This is a genomic window from Bradyrhizobium archetypum (genome assembly GCF_013114835.1).
GTDB lineage: Bacteria > Pseudomonadota > Alphaproteobacteria > Rhizobiales > Xanthobacteraceae > Bradyrhizobium > Bradyrhizobium archetypum.
Genome location: NZ_JAAVLW010000002.1, coordinates 177,277 through 197,051, shown reverse-complemented (window position 1 = coordinate 197,051; position 19,775 = coordinate 177,277). Strand labels below are relative to the sequence as shown.

Below are 19,775 nucleotides of genomic sequence, written 5' to 3'. Positions count from 1 at the left end.
TACGCGCTAGCCGTCGCCGACAAGCGCCCGGAACACCCGCCTCACCTCTGTCTGCGTTTCGCGCACGCGTGCTTCCAATGTCGAGAAATCCGGCGTATCGCCGGCGCGCGCCATCACGCGCAAGAGGTCCTCGCCCGCCGTCTCCGGATTAAACCTGCCGCTGACGCAGAGCCGCAGGATTTGCGTGAGATCGTGATAGAGCCGCGCCGCCTGGCGCAAGATCTCGGCGTCGGATTGCGCCAGGACGCCGAGCCGCGCGGCGTTGTCGAGCACCTGCAGGGTCGAGACACTGAGGATATCCGGCTTTTCCGCGGCATGAACGAGCTGCAGATACTGCGCGATGAAGTCGATGTCGACCAGACCGCCGGCGGCGAGCTTGAGGTCCCAGACCTCGTCCTCGCCCTTCTCCTGCGCAATTGCCCGACGCATGTCGGCGACGTCGCCGGCCGTGGATGCCGCATCGCGCGGCCGCATCAGCACGCTGCGGATGATGTGCTCGACCTGTTGCCGAAACCCCGGTGAAGCCGAAATCACCCGTGCCCGCGTCAACGCCATGTGTTCCCAGGTCCAGGCCTCGCGCTCCTGGTAGGCGGCAAATGCATCGATGCGCGACGCCAGCGGGCCCGCGCGGCCCGAGGGGCGCAGCCGCATGTCGATTTCATAGAGCACGCCGTAATTGGTGCGCGTCGTGAACGCCGAGATCAGCCGCTGGGTCAGCCGCGCGAAATATTGCGCGCCGTGCAGTGATCGCTCGCCGTCGGAATCAGGATTGTCCGAATCGAAATCATACAGCAGGATCAGATCGAGGTCGGAGGATGCCGTCATCTCGCGGCTGCCGAGCCGGCCCATCGCCAGGATCGCGGTCTCCTGCCCTTTGATGCGGCCGTATTGGGCGGCGAACTGATCCCTGACCAGATCATGCACGGTGTGCACGATGCCCTCGGCGACGTCGGCAAAGGCGACGCTGGCCTGCTGGGCCGACACCGTGCCCGACAGAATGCGCGTGCCGATCAGGAACAGGCTCTCCTGTCCAAACAACCGCAGACGATCGAGAAAGTCTTCGTAAGATTCCGCGTCCTTCAGCGTCGTCGCCAGCCGCGCCGACAATTCCTGCTGGTCCGGCATCGCGCCGAAGAAACGCGGATCGATCAGGCCGTCCATGATCTGCGGCTGGCGCGCCAGCATATCGCCGAGCCGCGGCGCCGCGCCGAGGATCAAGGCCACCAGCGCGACCAGATCGCGGTTCTGGCTAAGAAGCGAAATCAGCCGGCCGCCGCGCTGCAATGCGCCGAGAAACCGATCGAACGCGATTACGGCATCGTCGGGGTCTTCGGCATGCGCGAGGCCGTCGATCAGGCCGGGCACGAATTCGATGAAGGCGGCCTTGGTCGTTTCATTGCGCAGCGCGCGATAGTTGCCCTGCATCCAGAGCTGCAGCGTGCCGGCGACTGCGACCGGCTTCTTGAAGCCGAGCGTCGCCAGATGATCGAGCAGGCGCGCATCCTCCGGACCTGCAGCGTAATTGTGCTGCGGCAGCCTCGCCGTTCCTGTCGGATCGCCCTCGAACAGTTTGCCGTAATGTCCCTGCACGATGTTGAGATGGCCGAGCAGATCCTTTGCAAAGGCCGCGCGACTTTCATAGCCGAAGAAGTTCGCAAAGCGCTTCACGGCCTCCGGGTCGTCCGGCAGCGCATGGGTCTGTTCGTCGCACATCATCTGCAGCCGGTGCTCGACACAACGCAGGAACTCATAGGCTGCCGTCAACTCATCGCAGGCCTGAAAGCTGATCCAGTTGCTGGTAGCCAGCACCTGTAATGCATGCAGCGTGGGACGCACGCGCAATTCCGGATGGCGGCCGCCGGCAATGAGCTGCTGCGTCTGGGCGAAAAACTCGATCTCGCGGATGCCGCCGCGGCCGACCTTGACGTTATGGCCCTCGACTGAGATCTCGCTCTGGCCGCGATAGGTCTGCATCTGGCGCTTCATGTCATGGACGTCGGCGAGCGCGGCAAAATCCAGATGCTTGCGCCAGACGAACGGCGACAATTCCGCAAGCAGCGCCTCACCGACTTTGACGTCTCCAGCGCAGACGCGCGCCTTGATCATCGCGGCGCGTTCCCAGGTCCGCCCTTCCCGCTCGTAATAGTGCAGCGCCGCTTCGGTCGAAATCGCGACCTGCGTCGACGCTGGATCGGGTCGCAGGCGCAGATCGACGCGGAATACGTAGCCATCGCCGGAGCGCTGCTGCAAGATGCGGGTCAGCGCCTGTGTCACGCGCACGAAGAATGGTGCGGGCTCGATGTCTGCTGCAAGCGATGTCGCCGCGGGATCAAAAAACACGATCAGGTCGATGTCGCTGGAATAGTTCAGTTCTCCGGCGCCCATCTTGCCCATCGCAAGCACGATGAGGCCAGAGCCTTCCTCCGGCCTATCATGATTGAAGGTGGTCATGCGGCCGCGCGCGACTTCCTGGCGCAGTAGGAAGCGCAAGGCCGTCTGCACCGAGACGGTCGCCAGATCGGTCAGCGCCGCCGTCACCCGCATCACCGGCCAGACCTCGCCGATGTCGCAGAGCGCGATCAACAGCGCGGCCTCCGACTTCATGCGGCGAAGCAGATGCATCACGTCGGCCTCGTTGGCAGCCGCAAGCACCTCGCGTGAAGTCTTCTCGATCAGCGCGGCCAGATGCTGTTCCGGGTCGGATGCCAGTAGGCGGATCAGCCGCGCGGCATCGGCGCGGATCAGGTCGAACAGGTATGGCGAGAACTCGGCAACGCCGTGCAGGACGGCCTTGGCAAGCGGGCGATCCAGCCACACGCCGATCTCGGCCGCCTGCTCCGGCTCCAGTTCGGCGAGCCAGTCTCTGAGGCGCTGTTCGGCGTTGCTGCTGGCCGTGATGTACGGTCCGCTGACGAACCGCTCGGCCAAGGCGGAAGCATTCATGCCACCTTCTGTGGCACATCCGGCGTTTGCGCGGCAAGCCTGTCGCCCGCGGCAGATAGCGCCGGGATCACCAGCGTTGCAGTCAGGCCGGGATCGGAATCGCCGAGCCTGAGTTCGCCGCCGTGCAGCGTGGCGACGGCGTTGGCCAGACTGAGGCCGAGGCCGGAACCGGGCAGCGTCCGGCTTGCCTCGAGCCGCACGAACCGCTCTACCGCATGCTTGCGGTCGCCTTCGGGAATGCCAGGCCCATGGTCGGTAACGCTGAGCAGCACGCGGTCGCCCTCGCGCCGCGCCTCGATCAGTATCTCCCGGGTACGCGCGGCGGCGGCCGGATCCAGCGGCTGCACCACCGACGACGGCTTGCCGTATTTGATCGCGTTCTCGACCAGATTGGCAAGCGCCTGGCTGATCAGCTCCCGGTTACCGTGCAGCCGCGTAGGTGCGGTCTTGACGCGCAACGTCATGCCGTCGTCTTCGGCCAGCGGCTCGTACAATTCGTGGATGCCCTTGGCGACGTCGGCCGCATCGAAATCATCCATGTTGCCACGCGCCTGCCCGGACTCGGCGCGCGCGATCATCAGCAGCGCGTTGAAGGTGCGGATCAGGCCGTCGGATTCCTCGATGGTCCGTTCCAGCGCTGCGCGATATTCGGCTTCGCTGCCGGAACTCGCCAGCGCCTCCTCGGCGCGGTTACGCAGGCGTGTCAGCGGCGTCTTGAGATCATGCGCGATGTTGTCGGAGACCTCCTTCAGCCCCATCATCAGCGCTTCGATGCGCTCCAGCATGACGTTGAGGTTTTCCGCAAGCCGATCGAGCTCGTCGCCGGAGCGCCCGACCGGCAGGCGACCCGAGAGGTCGCCGGCCATGATGCGCCTGGTGGTGCCGGTCATCGCGTCGATCCGCTGCAGCACCCGCCGCGCCACGAAGATGCCGCCGCCGATGCCGAGCACGATGACCACGAGCAGCGACCATTGCGCGGCGTGGGCGACGATGCCGAACAGCCGGCGCCGCTCCTCAAGATCGCGGCCGACCAGGAGACGGAAGCCGTTGGTGAGTTCGGTGACGCGCACCAGCGCGCGGTGGTCCGCGGTGTCCTGTTCGTCGAGCCGGCGATAGGCGGTCTCGGACCAGCCGATCGAGGCCATCACGCCGGGCGCCAGCGAACCGACATTGCCGCCGATCGCCGTCCCCGTCGGCGTGGTGACGAGATAGAGATTGGCCCCCGGCCGCAGCGCGCGGTTGCCAAGCGTGAAGACGAGGCCACGCAGGCCGCGACGGTTGTAGATATCGGTGATCTCGGCCGTTTCGGCATTCACGGTGGCCGTGATCTGCTCGTTGATCAGCCGCCGTGTATTCCAGGCGAAATAGCCGAGTAGCGATGCGGCAAACAGCGCAAACAGGAACAGATAGACCAGCGTCAGCCGGAACGCCGTGGTGCGGATCAGCTTACCGAAGGCCGTCACGGATCATGTATCCGGCGCCGCGGATCGTGTGCAGCAAGGGCCGGTCAAAGCCCTTGTCGATCTTGGAGCGCAGCCGCGAAATATGCACATCGATCACGTTGGTCTGCGGATCGAAATGATAGTCCCAGACGTTTTCGAGCAGCATGGTGCGGGTCACCACCTGGCCCGCATGCTTCATCAGATATTCGAGCAGGCGGAATTCGCGCGGCTGCAGCGTCAATTCCTCCCTGCCGCGAACGACGCGGTGCGAAAGACGATCAAGCTCGAGATCGCCAACGCGATAGGTGGTCTCTTCGGCAGGGCCGACGTTGCGGCGCGACAGTACCTCGACGCGTGCCTGCAGTTCAGCGAACGAATAGGGTTTTGGCAGATAGTCGTCGCCGCCGGCGCGCAGGCCCTTGATGCGGTCATCGACCTGGCCGAGCGCGGAGAGGATCAGAACCGGCGTGCGATTGCCCTTCTCGCGCAGCGCGCCGATCACCGACAGGCCATCGCGCTTGGGCAGCATGCGATCCACCACAAGCACGTCGTAGTCGCCGCCATCGGCCATCGACAGGCCTTCCTCGCCATCGCTGGCGAGATCGGCGACGTGGCCGACTTCACGGAACGCCTTGACCAGATAGTCGGCGGACTCGCGGTCATCTTCGATGATCAGCAGGCGCATTTGCGGGGCAGTTGAGGTCACGGGAATTGGCTTTCTCTCACCATGGCGCGACCGCCCTGCACATGCAAGGCGGCCGCGGATGCTCTCGATCAAGTGAAAAAAGCGGGCGGTGAAGCTGGGGGACCTCACCGCCCTTAGGCCCTTCCGACGGAGGGGGGCGTATTCCGAAGGAAGGTTGCCAGAGGGAGCGAGTATTGGACCCGCTCCCCGGAAGGAGACGTCGGCGGGGGCGACGAATGCCGGCGTAACCCTCCATCTTGTATTTAATCCTCGTTTAGCCCTTCGCCAGCGGCAGCGCTACGAAGCGCGACGAACCGCCGCTCTTCACGCGCATGAGAACGCTGTTCTTGTTCTCGGTCCGCGCGGCATCGATCGCCTCGCGCACCTCGCCAGCTGTTCCAACGCTCTTCCCGGCGACCTCCAGAATGACGTCGCCTTCCTTGAAGCCGCGCTCGGCCGCCGCGCTCTTCGGGTCGACCTCGGTGACCACGACGCCTTCCTTGCCGGCGCCGGCCACGCTGTTGGCAGGAGCAACCGTCAGGCCGAGCTTGGGCACGCCGGTTCCCTTGGTTGCGCCGCTCCGGTCTTCCTTCTCGGTGTCGGCCTTGGCCTCGATCGTGTTCGGCAATTGGCCGAGCGTGAGGTTGATGACCTTGTCCTGCCCCTTCTGCAGGACGTTGAGCTTGACGGTATTGCCGGGCGCGAGGCCGCCAATGGTGCGGGCGAGCTCACGGGCATCCTTGACCGGCTCGCCATTGACGGCGGTGATGACGTCACCGGACTGGATGCCGGCCTTCGCCGCCGGACTGTTCGGCTGCGGTTCCGCCACCAAAGCGCCTTCCGCCTTCTTCATGCCAAGGCTGTCGGCGATTTCAGGCGTCACCGGCTGAATCTGGACGCCGATCCAGCCGCGGCTGACCGAGCCCTTGTCCTTGAGCTGGGCAATCACGTTCTTGACCGTCGAAGCGGGGATCGAGAACGCGATGCCGACGCTGCCGCCGGATGGCGAATAGATCGCGGTGTTGACGCCCATCACCTCGCCATTGGTGTCGAACGCCGGACCGCCGGAATTACCCTTGTTCACGGGCGCGTCGATCTGGATGAAGTCGTCATACGGGCCGTTGCCGATGTCGCGGCCGGAGGCCGAGACGATGCCGGCGGTCACGGTGCCGCCGAGGCCGAACGGGTTACCGACCGCCAGAACCCAGTCGCCGATCCGCGGCTTGCTATCGGACAGCTTGGCGAACGGGAAATCCTTGCGGCCTTCAACCTTGATCAGCGCCAGATCCGTGCGCGGATCGGTGCCGATCACGTTCGCCGTATAGGTCTTGCCGTCGTCCGTGGTGATCTCGACCTTATCGGCGCCGTCGACCACATGGTTGTTGGTTACGGCATAACCATCAGGCGAGATGAAGAAGCCGGAACCCTGACCCGTTACCGGGCCACGGCCGCCACGCGGTCCGCCGCGCAGGCCGGGCGGCAAGCCATCCGGACCGCCGAAGCGGCGGAAGAAGCGCTCCATCGGCGAACCCGGCGGGAACGGCGAGTCCTCGTCCTTATTGACGCTGTCATCCTTGGAACTCTTGGCGCCGATGTTGATCTTGACCGAGATCACCGACGGCTTCACGCGCTCGACAATGTCAGCAAAGCCGATCGGCCGCTCGACCTTGCGGACCTCGTTATTGACCTGCGCGTGCGCCGCGCTGGTGAAGACATCGAGCGGGTCCTGCTGTGGCGAGAAGCCATACACGGCGGCGCCGAGGCCGGCGACGACGGAAGCCATCAGCGCGAACTTGCGCGCGGAGAACAGCGAACGGCGGGCTGCGCCGTGGGACGGCAGTGAGGAAAGATCGACGGGACGTTCGGTCATGCTTAAATTCTCCAGAGCCTGAATTCTTCGATGGTGCGATGGTGCGGGGGGCCGGGCACCTGTCGGAGTCCAAGATGGGGTTTGCCGCCTTACCGTGCGCTGGCTAGGGAATTAAAGTTTTGTAATGCGACGGCTTAGAGATGCGGCAGAATAGCGCACGCAATCAATGGCTTAGCTCCGGCTGGAAAACAACTTTCAAAGGGCGACGCAGCGCTCGTCCGCGCGCCGGAAAGCATGGTCGCCGGGCTTCCTTTGGTGATGATGGGCAAATCGAACGTGGCCAACGGACACGGAAAATATGCCCGCCTGGCTTCGTCCCGAAGCCGCTCAGCTCTTCAGCTTCAGCCGGCCCATGAAATCGCGCTTGCCGAGCGGTACGCCGTTGATGCGCAAAATGTCGTAGGCGGTGGTGGCGTGGAAATAGAAATTGGGCAGCGAGAACGACATCAGAAAGTCCTCCGCCGCGAATAGCAATTGGCGCTCGCCGATGTGAAAGACGACATCGCGGCCGCCGAGCGCGTTGACCGCTTCCGGCGTCCACGCCGACAAGGTCTCGCGGGTTTGCGTAACCAGCCCCTGCAGCCCTGCATAATCGTACGGCGTCTTGGATGCGGGCGGACGAAACTCTCCGTTCTGCACGCCCTCGATGGCGCCGCGGGAATGCTGGGCGACGGAGATGATCTGGAAGCGCAGCGGCAGCATGTCGGGCGCCAGCCGCGCCTCGACGATCGTTTCTGGATCAATGTTCTTTTCGCGGAAATAGACCAGGCCGCGCTCAAGGAAGCCGCTGACGGCCCCAAGCGTCTGCAGGTAGTTCGCCACGCTGGCGTCGTAGAGTGAAAAGGCCATGTCCGGTTTCCCCCTAGGTTACGTTTATTCTGACAGGGGATGTCATAGCCGAAACCCGTCCGCTTGCAATGGCGGGCTTAAGACTTGTCCGGCGCTTCGGCGGCAAGCAGGCGCTCCAGCCTCGCCTCTTCCTCCTCCGTCAAATGTAATAGCGAAGGATCGGTCGCGCGGCCGGCGCTCGAGCGGCGACGGCCAAAGACCCACAGCGCCAGTCCACCTCCAACCAACGCGAGCGGCGGCAACAGCCATAGCAACAGCGTGTGCGGCGACAGGCGCGGCTTCAGCAGCACGAACTCGCCATAACGCGCGACCAGGAAATCGATCACCTGCTTGTCACTGTCGCCGCTCGCGATCCGCTCGCGCACCAGAAGCCGCAGGTCACGTGCCAGCGGCGCGTCGGAATCGTCGATCGACTGGTTCTGGCACACCATGCAGCGCAGCTCGCGCGATAGGTCGCGCGCGCGGGCTTCCTTCGCCGGATCCTTCATAATCTCGTCGGGCCGCACGGCGTGAGCGGCCGGCGCCCCTGACATCATGGCAGCAACAAACAGGCTGGCGAGGATCTTCTTCACGGCTCACTCCGCCGGCTGGAGTGCACGGGCAGCCTTGGCCGGCTTCGGCGCGCCGACGCGCAAGCGCCGGTCGGAGAGCGACAACAGGCCGCCAAACGCCATCAGCACCGGCCCCCACCAGATCAGGAGCACCAGCGGCTTGTGATAGATGCGGACCGCGATGGCGCCGTCGGCATTGGTGTCGCCGAGCGAAATATAGAGTTGGCTCGCGCCGCGGGTCAGCAGCGCGGCCTCGGTGGTCGAAGAACTGCGCGTGGTGAAATTACGTTTCGAGGGCGTCATCACCTGGATCGTCTCGCCGTCTCTGCTGACCGTGAACTGCGCGATCATCTCGCGGAAATTGGGACCCTGACGTTGCGCGATGTCGTCGAGCTTCAACTGATAGCCGGCGACATTTGCGACGTCGCTCGGCTTCATCATCCCGATATATTCACTATTCCAGGTGGTTTCGCAGACGATGCCGATCAGCGCGATGCCGACACCGGCATGCGCGAAGGCCGTGCCCCAGGTCGCGCGCGGAAACCCGCGCGCACGGGCGATGGCGCTTGCGAGCGCTACGCGGAACAAACCCGCGCGCTCCGCAAGATCCGTCAGCGCTCCAGCAATGACGAAGACCGCAAGCCCGATTGCCAGCGGCGCAAGCGTGGCGCCGCCGTGAATCCACGCCCACAGCACCGCAACGGCGACCAGCGCGGTGACCCCGGCCGCCATCAGCCGTTGCGCCGCGCCGAAGAGATCGCCACGCTTCCATGCCAACAGCGGGCCGAACGGAACGGCAAGCAATAACGGCACGAACAGGGGCCCGAAGGTCAGGTTGAAGAACGGCGCACCAACGGAGATCTTGTCACCGGTCAGAACCTCCAGCCCCAGCGGATACAACGTTCCGATGAATACGGTAGCGCAGGCCGTGGTGAGGAATAGATTGTTGAGCACCAGCGCGCCTTCGCGCGAGATCGGTGCAAACAGCCCGCCCTGCTTCAGCGTCGATGCGCGCCACGCATAGAGCGATAGACTGCCGCCGATGAACAGGCACAGGATCAACAGGATGAACACGCCGCGCGCCGGGTCGGTCGCGAATGCATGCACGGAGGTCAATACGCCCGAACGCACCAGGAACGTTCCCAGCAACGACAGCGAGAAGGTCAGGATCGACAAAAGGATGGTCCAGACCTTCAGCGCGTTGCGCTTTTCCATCACGACCGCGGAATGCAACAGCGCGGTGCCGGCGAGCCAGGGCATCAGCGAAGCATTTTCGACCGGATCCCAGAACCACCAGCCGCCCCAGCCGAGTTCGTAATAGGCCCAGTAAGAACCCATGGCGATGCCGAGTGTGAGGAAGATCCACGCCATCAATGTCCACGGGCGCACCCAGCGCGCCCAGGCGGCGTCAATGCGGCCTTCGATCAGGGCGGCAACCGCAAAGGAAAACGAGATCGAGAACCCGACATAGCCGAGGTAGAGCATCGGCGGATGTACCGCGAGGCCGATATCCTGCAGTACCGGATTGAGATCGCGGCCCTCGATCGGGGGGGTGGCGATGCGCAGGAACGGGTTCGAGGTGACCAGGATGAAGAGATAGAAAGCGGCGGCGATCCAGCCCTGCACCGCGAGCACGTGCGCGCGCAGCGACAGCGGCAGATTGTTGCCGAAAGCGGCGACCAGGCCGCCGAACAGCGCCAGGATCAACACCCAAAGCAGCATCGACCCTTCGTGATTTCCCCACACGCCGGTGATCTTGTAGAGCAGCGGCTTCATCGAATGCGAGTTCTCGAACACGTTGACGACGGAGAAATCCGAGACGACGTGCAGCATCGTCAGCGCCGTGAACGAGCACCCCACGAACAACAATTGCGCCAGCGCCGTGGAGCGCGCGACATTCATCAAGGCATGATCGCTCCAGCGCGCGCCAAGGATCGGCACGGTGGACTGGATCAGCGCCAATCCCAGAGCCAGCACCAGCGCGTAGTGTCCGGCTTCCGCGATCACTTCAAAGTTCCCTGGACCGGCGACGGCGCGACGCCCTGCTTGGCGTAATCGTCCTTCCAGTGCCCCTGCTTCTTCAGGGCGTCGGCGACATCTTTGGGCATGTACGTCTCGTCATGCTTGGCGAGTACCGTGTCGGCCTTGAACACGCCGGAGGCATCCAGCGCCCCCTCGGCGACGACGCCCTGCCCTTCACGGAACAGGTCCGGCAAAATTCCCTTGTAGGCGACCGGCAGCGTGGCGCTGCCATCAGCGATGCTGAAATTTACCGCGAGATTGTCGCCGCGCATCAGCGAGCCCGGCTGCACCAGTCCACCGAGGCGAAACCGCTTGCCGGGAGGGATCTGCTTTTCCGCTGCCATCGTCGGCGTGGAGAAGAACACGATGGAATCGCGCATGGCGTTCAGCACCAGTGCCGCAGCAATCGCGAGCACCAGAAGCGAACCGCCGATCATGGTCAAACGCCGCTGCCTGCGCGTCATCCTTGTCCTCTACCTTTGCCGTTGCGCATGATGCCGATCCGGGAACCGTCTCCGCCTTGCCGCCCGCTCATCCATCAAGCCCGAGCTTTTTCAAGCCTTCATTGAGCTGGCGCAAGTGTTCCGCATCGCCCGCGACCGCCTGCCGCGCCTCGGCCAGCGCGCTCACAGCCTTGTCGCGCTCCCCCATCACCATATAGGCGCGCACCAGGCGCAACCATCCCTCGACGTCGTTGCCATTCTGCTTCAGCCGCGTCGCGAGGCGGTCGACCATGGCGCGGATCATCGCGCTCCGGTCATCTTCATTCGTGTCCCTGGCCGCGGCCATTGCGTCACCGGAGACAGCCGGTGCGGCAGTCTCGTCAACCCTCGCCAGCGCCGCCTGGAGCAGCGGGCGCCATGGCGCGTCGGCCGGCGCCTTGGCGAGCATGCCACGCCAGATCGCGGCGGCGTCGGCCTGGCGGCCGTCCTGTTCGGCCGCGAGCCCGAGGAAATAATTGGCCTTGGGCTCTTCGGCGTTTTGCGCCACCGCCCGTTCGAATTCAGCCTTGGCTTCTGCTGTGACGACCCCGCCCGCCGCGCCTGCAAGGACCTCGCCGAGGTCGGAGCGGCGCTCGGCGCTATCGCCGGCGTAGGTAATGACGTTGCGATAGGCCCTGACAGCATCGTCGTAACGGCCGAGCCGCGCCAGCACCGGCGCCAGCACAGTCCAGCCGCGGCCATCGGCCGGATTCTTTTCCAGATGCGCTTCGACCTGCGCCACCATGTTCTCGATCGGCTGATTGACGTCTGCCGTGCGCGTGCGCGAGGCCAACGGAAAATCGCCGAGGCGCGGCGAGCCCAGCGACAGGTAGAACGTCACTGCCGCGATCGGCAGTCCCACCAGCGCCACAATCGCCGAGGCGCGGCGCAGGCCAAGGTTCGCGCGTGACGGCCGGTCGCGCTGGCCGTCTGCCGTGGCGAGCAGGCGCCGGCCGATTTCGACACGCGCGGCCTCGGCCTCGGCCACGCCGATCAACCCGGCCGCCGCATCGCGCTCGACTTCGGCGAGCTGATCCTTGTAGACCGCCGCTTCATCGCCGCCGGCGGGCGCAGAAGAGCCGCGGCTCAACGGCCAGAGCACGGCGAAGATCGCCGCGACCGTCATCAGCGCGAACATAAACCACAGCGTCATCAGCGGGTCCCGGGGGTGGAACGGCGCATCTCTGGCGAGCGCCGATGCGCCGCTTTACACCACCGGCAGCAAGCCCGGCAATTGACAATTGCGGCAGAAAAACGGGGAGGCCGGCCCTTGACGCCGGGGAAACGCCGGGTTCCTCGGCGCAACGGAGCTTCGCTTCCTCGGCCCGATCAGGCGCCGCACTTCATCGACGTGCAATTGCGGCGGAAGCGCCATGCACGGGGCCACGGAGCATAGCGTTTGCACCAAGACGTAGGCGATGCTACACAATGAGGCCAAGGCATTAAATTACGCTTCGGAGGCAGATCGATGCGATCCTGGAAGGCATTTCGGCGTGGCGCTGTTCCATTCAGCCTCGGCAAAACTGCGTCTGGCCTGAGATTCGGCTTTGCCGCTCCGCTTCTGTCGCTTCCATTGGCATTGCTAACCCTTCCAGCCGCCGCTCAGGATGCACCGGAGAGAACGACGATCGCGGCAGCAGCGCTACCCCGCGATCTCAGCCCCTGGGGCATGTTCATGCAGGCCGACATCGTCGTCAAAGCGGTGATGGTCGGCCTGATATTTGCGACCGCCGTGACCTGGACGGTATGGCTCGCAAAGACGATCGAACTGCTCAAGGCGCGACGCAACGTAAGAACCGCCTTGCGCGAACTCGCCAACGCCCGGAACATCGAAGACGCCCTGCGCCAGGTGCCCGAAGGTCCGGTTGCCAGGCTTCTCGAAGGCGCCATGGCAGAGCTCAGCTTGAGCACCGATCGTATGGACAGGGAGGGGATCAAAGCGAGGATCGCCTCCCGTCTGCAGCAGACAGAGGCGGCGGCCAGCCGTCGCGTCGCCTTCGGCACCGGCGTGCTCGCGACGATCGGATCGACCGGCCCGTTCGTCGGCCTGTTCGGCACGGTCTGGGGCATCATGAACAGCTTTATCGGAATCTCGAGGTCGCAAACCACCAACCTTGCGGTGGTCGCGCCCGGAATCGCCGAGGCGCTGTTGGCGACGGCGCTTGGGCTGGTGGCAGCGATCCCCGCTGTCGTGATCTACAATCTGTTCGCGCGTCAGATCAGCTCGTACCGGGCGCTGCTCGGAGACGGATCCGCAGAGATCACGCGGCTCGTTGGCCGCGATCTCGACAGCGGGACCGTGCTGGTGCAGCGCCATCTCGCAGCGGCGGAGTAGCCGTCATGGCCGCCACGCTGAACCAGGGCAATGGAGACCTCTCCGAGGTTCATGAGATCAATGTGACGCCGTTCATCGACGTCATTCTCGTTCTGCTCATCATCTTCATGGTCGCCGCGCCGCTGGCGACCGTTGATATCGCCGTCGATCTCCCGGCGTCGAACGCGCAGCCACAACCGCGGCCGGACAAGCCGGTCTATCTGACCGTCAAGCCGGATCTCTCGCTTTCGGTCGGCAACGAAACCGTGGGGCGTAGCACGCTGCCCGGCGCGCTCGACGCCAGCACCAACGGCCAGAAGGATACCCGCATTTTCCTGCGCGCCGACAAGCTCGTCCCCTATGGCGAGGTGATGCAGGTGATGAACATGCTGCGCGCGGCTGGCTATCTCAAGGTCGCCCTGGTCGGCATGGAGCAAGCCTCATCGCCATGAGGATGCAGTTTGCGGCCGAAGATCGTTCCGACCTGCGGCGATGGATGTTCAGCAGCTTTGCGGTGCTGTGCGTCTACGCCGGACTGACCGCCACACTCGCGACCTGGCGCGAGGCGGACGATAACGCGGTCGCCGAACCTTCCGGCGCGGTCGTGGTCGACCTGGCGCCGTTGCCGGCAGCACCCGCGACAACGCCGACCGAGATCGCGCCAGGCCCGGAACAGGTGATGTCGGAGTCGCAGCCGGTGGCGAAGCCCGAGGAGACGCCACCCGACGAAACGGCCGACCTGCCGCCTGCTCCCAATCCGGACGCCGCCGTGGCGCTGCCGACCAAGCCGCAGCCTGATGTAGCGCCGCAGCAGCAGGCAGCGGCCAGCACCACGTCCGCTCCGCCGGCGATCAACGAACGGATCGCGCCGGTAGCGGTGGCGCCGACCCAAGGCGTGCCGAATGAAAAAAATTCGGAAGCCGTGGTGACATGGCGAACCCAGGTCCTCGCATTGATCGAAAAGAACAAGCGATATCCGGAGGCCGCACGGCCGCGGCGCGAGCAAGGAACCGCGCAAGTGTCGTTTACGCTTGATCGCAAGGGAATGGTGGCCAATGCGCGGCTAGTTCAAAGTTCGGGCTCGAGCGCCCTCGACGCGGAAGCCATCGCGCTGCTCAAGCGCGCACAGCCCTTCCCTGCGCCACCGGCGAGCTTTCCCGGCGAATTCGTGATCGTGAGGCAGCCAATCCGCTTCACCGTCAAATAGCGGACGCAGGGCCTGACGGGTTGTTTCGTCGTCGGGCATCGGCACGACGACATCAATCCGCAACGATCGCGCCGCCGAAACTGTAATTCATCCCGATCCTGATACTGTCGCTGGTGACCCGCGTATTGGCGTCGAACACAAGTGCCGTGTTGGCGTCGGTGGGCGGTGTGGAACGCACCGAACCGAAATCCATGTGAAGATATTCGAGCTTCGCGGTCCAGTTGCGCGTCAGGCGCTTCTCGAAACCGGCACCGGCAGCCCAGCCGAAGCGATACAAGTGCCGATCCAGAGATGCCGCGGTCGCGACACCTGCGTTGTCGAAACCTGCGACAGAGGTTGAGGTCGTTATCTTGCCGAACGGAACGCCCGCTGTGGCGTAGCCAAGCAAGTCCGGCGTCACCAGCGTTCCGACGCGACCGCGAACCGAGGCGACCCAACCCAGACGATAATCCAGGCTTGCCACCGTCGCGTCGAGCGGAGCCAGCGCTGGGTTGCAGATATTGCCGGGGCAAGTGGTGGCGCTGCTTCCGCGCTGGTTGCGATATTCAAAATCGCCTTCAATGCCTGTCAGCATTCGTCCCGATGTCCAGTTATAGCCAGCCTGTCCGCCGATACTGGCGGTGTCGTGCTTGGCCGACAGACGGGCTCCGGAAAGCGATGCACCGGTTGCAGCGTCGTTGAACGCGGCATTGGTGACGCCCTCGCCCCTCAAATATCCGATACGGCCGCCCGCATAGATGCCCCCCCAGTTCCAGGCCGCCACATCGGGTGCAGGGCTCTTGTAGAAGTCGGGCGCGGACCGTTTCGCAGCACCGATCCAGGTGCCCGGCGGTCCGCTCGGCCGGTCGGCACCATATTTGACGCTGAGAAACAGCTTGAAGCCCCGGCCCGGCTGCAGGATCTCGTCCTTGTGGAATTGAACGGAGTTGCGAATGTTGGCGTTGAGCAGATTGTCGCCGATCAGCCCGGTGGCAACCTCAACCGCGCCCCACGGCGAATCCCTCCAGAATTTCCGATGCTCGAGCTGCACTTTGACCAGGTCGTATCCAGCAGTCGGCGTATCGAATTGCGGAATGTCGTTCTGCGCAAACGCGTGCAACACGCCGACGCGGGCAAACCAGTTGTCGTTGCGCCAGTAGATGCCGCCGCCGACACGCATCGGAGGAATGCGCGGCACGTTGCTGCCGTCGGCAAATGTGGCCCGCACGAGATCATATTGGCCGTCGAGGCCAAAGGTGCCATCGGCAAGTTTTGCGGCGTCCCACTGCCACGCCAGTTCGCCGCCGCGGAAAGTCGCGCCACGCTGATCGTAATTGACCTGGATGTAGTCGGTGCCGGCGCCGCATGAAGCAAACGTTTCCTGACAGAAGATGCCGGTGGCGCGTGAGAAGATGAATTTGTCATACGACGTGTAGTAGGCATTTGCAGCAAACCTGAAATCGCCATCCGTGCGCTTCAAGCCGATTTCCGCCGTCTGCGCGGTTTCGATTCCGAGATTCGGGTTGCCGATCTTGAATGTCTTCTCCGAACCGTCCGGCCCCTGCGCGAACAATTCAAGCGCACGCGGCGCGCGTTCGATCCGTTGCAGCGTCAGGCTCCCGACCAGCGAGAATGGCAGATCCTTGATGATGCCGAAACTGACGCTCTTCGGCATGAAGTCGAGCTTGGCTGGGGCGTGGCCCGGCACATCCGGCGGTGGGAGAAAGTTCGGCGGAAACGTGAACGCCGTTCCCGCGACATTGACTCCCTCGATGCGTCCCGCCAATTGCGTGCGCAGCGTGTCCGTGTGCCTGACTTCATTGAGGAAGTAGGCCGCCGCCGTTCTGGTTTGGGCTGGAAGCAAGATCGCCTGGCCCGCCGTATCCAGTTGCTGGTAAGCGCCTTGCGCGCCGAAGATACTGGTCAGCGGACCTACCGGGGTGGCGAACGGCGCGAGTTCGAACTCGAGCTTGCCCTCGGTCTGCCGGTTCTTGAAGGTGGCTGTAATTTCCTGGAATCCGGTGGTGGCGAGCACGGTCTCGTCGTGCCGGTACTCCGAATATCCGGTCCAGTACCTGATGGCCGCAAGTGCGGTGGCGTCAGGGCGATATTCGCCCTTGGAGTTGATCTTGGTCTGCTCGAGGTCGTTGTGCTGACGGGCCGCCGCGGTGGCGATACCAGGCACGTAATAGTCGCTGGTGAAGCGCGAGACAGCGACGCCGGCGTAGCCGCCATCGAAAAGATAGGAGCCGCCGACGGCCGCGCCGGCGCTCGTCGAGGCGGAATTCGGCTGCTTGCCGTTGAAGGAAGGCGCAGGGACAGGCGGCACGAGGTAAGGGTAACTCGGGATGCTGTAATCGCCGGAGGATCGCCCATAGATGTCGGCGTGAACGGCGGCGTTGCGGCTGCCTGCATCGAGCAGGAGCCCGCTCTCCCATCCTCTGTTGACGCTCGTCACGCCAGTTCTCAATTCCGCAGCCACTCCCCCAAGCGGCGCAGCGGTCGGAATCCGGTTGTTGTTGACGTCAACGACGCCGCCAACGGCTTGCGAACCGAAGCGGAGAGCGCCTGGTCCGCGAACGACGTCAACCTGCTGAATGGCGAGAGGGTCGATCGGCACAGCGTGGTCCTGCGCGATGTCGGACACGTCAACGGCGCCGACGCCGTTCTCCTGAATGCGGACCTTTGCGTCTGTCAATCCGCGCAGAACGGGGCGCGAGGATTCGGTGGCGAGGCCTGCGGACGTCGCGCCGGGCATATTGGCGAACAGGCTGCCGAATCCACCATTGCTGCTGCCGCTCTGGATCTGATTGCTGCCGATGATCGACGGCGCAAATGGCGGATTGAAGGGCGATGCCGGCGCGGTCGTCGGCGCGGGAGCCGCCACCGGGGCTGCGACAGTCGTCGAACGTCGGGTCGGCTCACCGCGCGCGGCCCGCCGCGCGGGTTTGGGCTGACGCCCCTCCACCGTGACTTGCGGCATCTCGATTTCCGTGGCAGCGCCCGGCGAGCCTTGCGATCCACCGGACGTGGCCGACTGCGGCGCCGCGGTCGGCGATGGAGCCGCCTCCGCCGGAGCTTGGCCTGCAGGGGGCGATGCTGGGGCGGCGGGCTCGGCGGGCGTCGCGGGCGGTGTTTGGGCGAGCGCGGCGGCGTAGCTCAAGCAAACCAACGCCAGTACCGATGTGCCCACAAGGGCCATTCGCGTCGCGCGCATATTCATCCCCAAACCGATCGCGCTTCAGCAACAGCTACTTGATAAGCCGCGCCATCAAAACGTAGGTTAGGCTACATTAGTGCTGGGCCTTTGGCTGTCAAGATGATGCGAACGAGTCGCAAAGTGCGAGCGCCGGCCTGTTGCAGATCGGCGACAAGCCGCCAACTTGCAATGTGGTCGGCAGCACGCCATGGTCTCGCTCGATGGATTCGCCGGGAAGGTGTGGAGTTGCGTAAGCCCTCAACAGATCGGGCCAAACCGATGCAGCCGCTGCCCGCGGAGCAGACGCAGGCGCGCCGCTTTGGCAAGGCGAGATCAGCGCGCTCGACCGCGGTTCTGGAAGATTATGTCGAGCTGATCTCCGATCTGCTCGGAACTACCGGCGAGGCACGGCCTACCGACATCGCGCGCAGGCTGGGCGTGTCGCACCCGACGGCGATCGACACCATTGCGCGATTGAAGCGCGAAGATTTGGTGACGGCCCGCCCCTATCGCGGGGTGTTCCTGACTGAAAAGGGCGAGACTCTCGCCAAGCGCGTCCGTGCGCGTCACCGGCTGGTGGTGGATGTTTTGCTGGCCCTCGGCGTTCCCCAGGAAGCAGCGGAGGCCGATGCCGAGGGCATCGAACACCATGTTTCAGATGTGACGCTGAAAGCCTTCGCCGAATTTATTCGGGACGCCAAGGACCGGCGCAAGGCGTGATACGCGCCGGCCGAACGAGGCCGGTCTAGCTCGCCCGCGTCTTTTTGCGCTCGCCGGTGACGGCATTTTCGGCGGCGCGGCTCATCAGCGATGCATAGTCGTGGCCGAACAGGATTTCGCAGAACCGGATCGCCGCCTTGGCCTGCATCTGCCGGTAGGCACGCGCCTTGGCATCGCCGCCGCGCAGCGCCTGCACCAGGCTCTCGGTGGAATGCTCGACGTAATGCTGCAGGTCGGAATAGGTGCGCAGCGTCACCTCGTTGATGGCGAGTTCGCTGGCATAGGTACGGCACACCGCCACGAAGTCGATCAGCCCGGCGATTTCCTCGACCTCCACGGCATCGATCTTGGGCGCTGAAGCGATATCCTTGTCGGCGCGCTGACGCAGGATGCGGCGGACCCGGCCGGGCACGCTCTCGATTTCCGACTGCAGCGAATTGGAAATATCGGCGCGGATCGATGTGAGCTGGCGGCCCCACGCGGAATCGTTGCGCAGATCGAGCTCGGTGCGCAGCCCGCGCACGCCATCGTGCAAGGCTTTTAGCTGGTCACCGACATTATCGAAATGGCTGCGCCTGATGTCCGTGCGCAGGCAGGCGGTGAGGAACGAGAGATCGTGCAGCGCGATTGTGACGGCGATGCCATAGGGCGTCGCGGCGACGCGAATTTCGTCGTCGGACGCCGCCATCTTGATCGCAAGACGGATGATCTGCCACGGCGACGCCAGCCGCTGCATGATCAGCGACAGCGCGAACGGCAGCAATTGCGGTGTCTGCAACGACGGGACGTTAAGAGCTGAAATCACCATCTCGAGCTGGGAGGGCGTCAGCGCCCTGATCTGGCCGGGAAGCCGGCTGCCGAGCGTCTCCATCGCCTCACGGGCCCGCAGCACCGCGCCGATCGACAGCAAATCCTCGACGACGTTGGGCGGACCGATTCGGGAGAGCACGCGTTGCCTGTCGTCGCCCTGCACCGGCGTTGCGACCTGGACGATGGCCTCGGCCGCGGCGAGCTGGAATTTGCGGGTGGCGGCTTCCAGACCTGCGGTCGAGCCGCTCTGCCTGATGGCGGCGAGCGCAGCCTCGAATGCCGCTGCCGCCTGGGACGCGCCGTCGCGGCCAAGCCACTGCCAGACCGGCAGCAGTGAGGTGCGCCTGATCTGCCCGGCCCGGATCGGAAAATTGCTTTCGACCAGAAAAGGCTCGAGCGGACGGAATAGCAGGCGCGCCGGATCGTCGGTCCGCGGGCGCGTCTCATCGTCTTCCTCGGTGCCGCGCACGACCTGACGAAGCTGTTCGAGCACGAAATTGGCGACGGCGACGTCCTCCCCGCGCTCGATGGCACGCTCGAACTCGCGCATCAGCAGCGCCTGTGATTGGGGTGGGAGCTGGGCGAGATATTCCCTCAGCCGCTCGGTCGATGTCTGGCTCATTCGCCTGGTGTGGATATAGGTGTGTCATGCATGCGGACGGCAGGGACGTCCGCACGCCGATCTTAGAAGTGCGCGCGTTA

General features: G+C 64.5%; 15 protein-coding genes. 4 read left to right on the top strand and 11 right to left on the bottom strand.

What is annotated here, in order from left to right; all coding sequences use genetic code 11:
• Window positions 1-6: 6 nt before the first annotated feature.
• From HCN50_RS05385 to ccmI, 9 genes are all read right to left on the bottom strand, one after another.
• Window positions 7-2,943 (bottom strand): bifunctional [glutamine synthetase] adenylyltransferase/[glutamine synthetase]-adenylyl-L-tyrosine phosphorylase, encoded by a 2,937-nt coding sequence (locus HCN50_RS05385; RefSeq protein WP_171708604.1) that lies wholly within the window; start codon window positions 2,941-2,943, stop codon window positions 7-9.
• Window positions 2,940-4,406, bottom strand: a complete 1,467-nt coding sequence (locus HCN50_RS05380) for a sensor histidine kinase (RefSeq protein ID WP_171708603.1) — start codon at window positions 4,404-4,406, stop codon at window positions 2,940-2,942. Before HCN50_RS05380 ends, HCN50_RS05385 begins: the two co-directional genes overlap by 4 nt.
• Window positions 4,390-5,070: a response regulator transcription factor gene (locus HCN50_RS05375; protein ID WP_171709178.1), complete on the bottom strand. Its 681-nt coding sequence runs from the start codon at window positions 5,068-5,070 to the stop codon at window positions 4,390-4,392. The genes HCN50_RS05380 and HCN50_RS05375 overlap by 17 nt, the downstream gene beginning before the upstream one ends.
• A 274-nt stretch (window positions 5,071-5,344) precedes the next feature.
• Window positions 5,345-6,940, bottom strand: coding sequence for a Do family serine endopeptidase (locus HCN50_RS05370; protein WP_171708602.1), 1,596 nt, complete (start codon window positions 6,938-6,940; stop codon window positions 5,345-5,347).
• 327 nt (window positions 6,941-7,267) lie between these two features.
• Window positions 7,268-7,789 (bottom strand): DUF1993 domain-containing protein, encoded by a 522-nt coding sequence (locus HCN50_RS05365; RefSeq protein WP_171708601.1) that lies wholly within the window; start codon window positions 7,787-7,789, stop codon window positions 7,268-7,270.
• A 77-nt stretch (window positions 7,790-7,866) separates the two neighbouring features.
• A complete protein-coding gene (locus tag HCN50_RS05360; RefSeq protein WP_171708600.1) occupies window positions 7,867-8,361 on the bottom strand; it encodes a cytochrome c-type biogenesis protein in 495 nt (164 codons plus the stop codon).
• A 3-nt stretch (window positions 8,362-8,364) separates the two neighbouring features.
• Entirely contained in the window at window positions 8,365-10,347 is a 1,983-nt protein-coding gene (locus HCN50_RS05355; protein WP_171708599.1) for a heme lyase CcmF/NrfE family subunit, read from the bottom strand.
• The gene (ccmE, locus tag HCN50_RS05350; protein WP_171708598.1) at window positions 10,344-10,826 is read right to left on the bottom strand and encodes a cytochrome c maturation protein CcmE; all 483 of its coding nucleotides are present in this window, start codon (window positions 10,824-10,826) and stop codon (window positions 10,344-10,346) included. Before ccmE ends, HCN50_RS05355 begins: the two co-directional genes overlap by 4 nt.
• 67 nt (window positions 10,827-10,893) lie before the next feature.
• Window positions 10,894-11,997, bottom strand: a complete 1,104-nt coding sequence (ccmI, locus tag HCN50_RS05345) for a c-type cytochrome biogenesis protein CcmI (RefSeq protein ID WP_171708597.1) — start codon at window positions 11,995-11,997, stop codon at window positions 10,894-10,896.
• A 522-nt stretch (window positions 11,998-12,519) separates the two neighbouring features.
• Between ccmI and exbB the strand changes: the two genes are divergently transcribed.
• Genes exbB through HCN50_RS05330 form a run of 3 tightly spaced genes read left to right on the top strand, consistent with a single transcriptional unit; the run spans window position 12,520 to window position 14,365 of the window.
• Window positions 12,520-13,179: a tonB-system energizer ExbB gene (exbB, locus tag HCN50_RS05340; protein ID WP_376700253.1), complete on the top strand. Its 660-nt coding sequence runs from the start codon at window positions 12,520-12,522 to the stop codon at window positions 13,177-13,179.
• A gap of 5 nt (window positions 13,180-13,184) precedes the next feature.
• Window positions 13,185-13,610, top strand: coding sequence for a TonB system transport protein ExbD (gene exbD / locus HCN50_RS05335; RefSeq protein WP_171708595.1), 426 nt, complete (start codon window positions 13,185-13,187; stop codon window positions 13,608-13,610).
• The gene (locus HCN50_RS05330) at window positions 13,607-14,365 is read left to right on the top strand and encodes an energy transducer TonB (RefSeq protein WP_171708594.1); all 759 of its coding nucleotides are present in this window, start codon (window positions 13,607-13,609) and stop codon (window positions 14,363-14,365) included. Before exbD ends, HCN50_RS05330 begins: the two co-directional genes overlap by 4 nt.
• A gap of 52 nt (window positions 14,366-14,417) precedes the next feature.
• Here HCN50_RS05330 and HCN50_RS05325 read toward each other — a convergent pair whose 3' ends face one another.
• Window positions 14,418-17,561 carry a TonB-dependent receptor domain-containing protein gene (locus tag HCN50_RS05325; RefSeq protein WP_171708593.1) on the bottom strand — a complete coding sequence of 1,048 codons (3,144 nt, stop codon included), beginning with the start codon at window positions 17,559-17,561 and terminating at the stop codon, window positions 14,418-14,420.
• 171 nt (window positions 17,562-17,732) lie between these two features.
• On the opposite strand from HCN50_RS05325, the gene mntR reads away from it, so the two are divergent.
• A complete protein-coding gene (gene mntR, locus HCN50_RS05320; RefSeq protein WP_171708592.1) occupies window positions 17,733-18,263 on the top strand; it encodes a manganese-binding transcriptional regulator MntR in 531 nt (176 codons plus the stop codon).
• A 25-nt stretch (window positions 18,264-18,288) separates the two neighbouring features.
• Here mntR and HCN50_RS05315 read toward each other — a convergent pair whose 3' ends face one another.
• The gene (locus tag HCN50_RS05315) at window positions 18,289-19,695 is read right to left on the bottom strand and encodes a hypothetical protein (RefSeq protein WP_171708591.1); all 1,407 of its coding nucleotides are present in this window, start codon (window positions 19,693-19,695) and stop codon (window positions 18,289-18,291) included.
• Between the last annotated feature and the right edge of the window lie 80 nt (window positions 19,696-19,775).

Coding starts and splice junctions, on each gene's coding strand:
- HCN50_RS05385 (WP_171708604.1), bottom strand. CDS start 2,943: ATGAATGCTTCCGCCTTGGCCGAGCGGTTCGTCAGCGGACCGTACATC.
- HCN50_RS05375 (WP_171709178.1), bottom strand. CDS start 5,070: ATGCGCCTGCTGATCATCGAAGATGACCGCGAGTCCGCCGACTATCTG.
- HCN50_RS05370 (WP_171708602.1), bottom strand. CDS start 6,940: ATGACCGAACGTCCCGTCGATCTTTCCTCACTGCCGTCCCACGGCGCA.
- HCN50_RS05365 (WP_171708601.1), bottom strand. CDS start 7,789: ATGGCCTTTTCACTCTACGACGCCAGCGTGGCGAACTACCTGCAGACG.
- ccmE (WP_171708598.1), bottom strand. CDS start 10,826: ATGACGCGCAGGCAGCGGCGTTTGACCATGATCGGCGGTTCGCTTCTG.
- ccmI (WP_171708597.1), bottom strand. CDS start 11,997: ATGACGCTGTGGTTTATGTTCGCGCTGATGACGGTCGCGGCGATCTTC.
- exbB (WP_376700253.1), top strand. CDS start 12,520: ATGCAGGCCGACATCGTCGTCAAAGCGGTGATGGTCGGCCTGATATTT.
- exbD (WP_171708595.1), top strand. CDS start 13,185: ATGGCCGCCACGCTGAACCAGGGCAATGGAGACCTCTCCGAGGTTCAT.
- HCN50_RS05330 (WP_171708594.1), top strand. CDS start 13,607: ATGAGGATGCAGTTTGCGGCCGAAGATCGTTCCGACCTGCGGCGATGG.
- HCN50_RS05325 (WP_171708593.1), bottom strand. CDS start 17,561: ATGCGCGCGACGCGAATGGCCCTTGTGGGCACATCGGTACTGGCGTTG.
- mntR (WP_171708592.1), top strand. CDS start 17,733: ATGTGGTCGGCAGCACGCCATGGTCTCGCTCGATGGATTCGCCGGGAA.
- HCN50_RS05315 (WP_171708591.1), bottom strand. CDS start 19,695: ATGAGCCAGACATCGACCGAGCGGCTGAGGGAATATCTCGCCCAGCTC.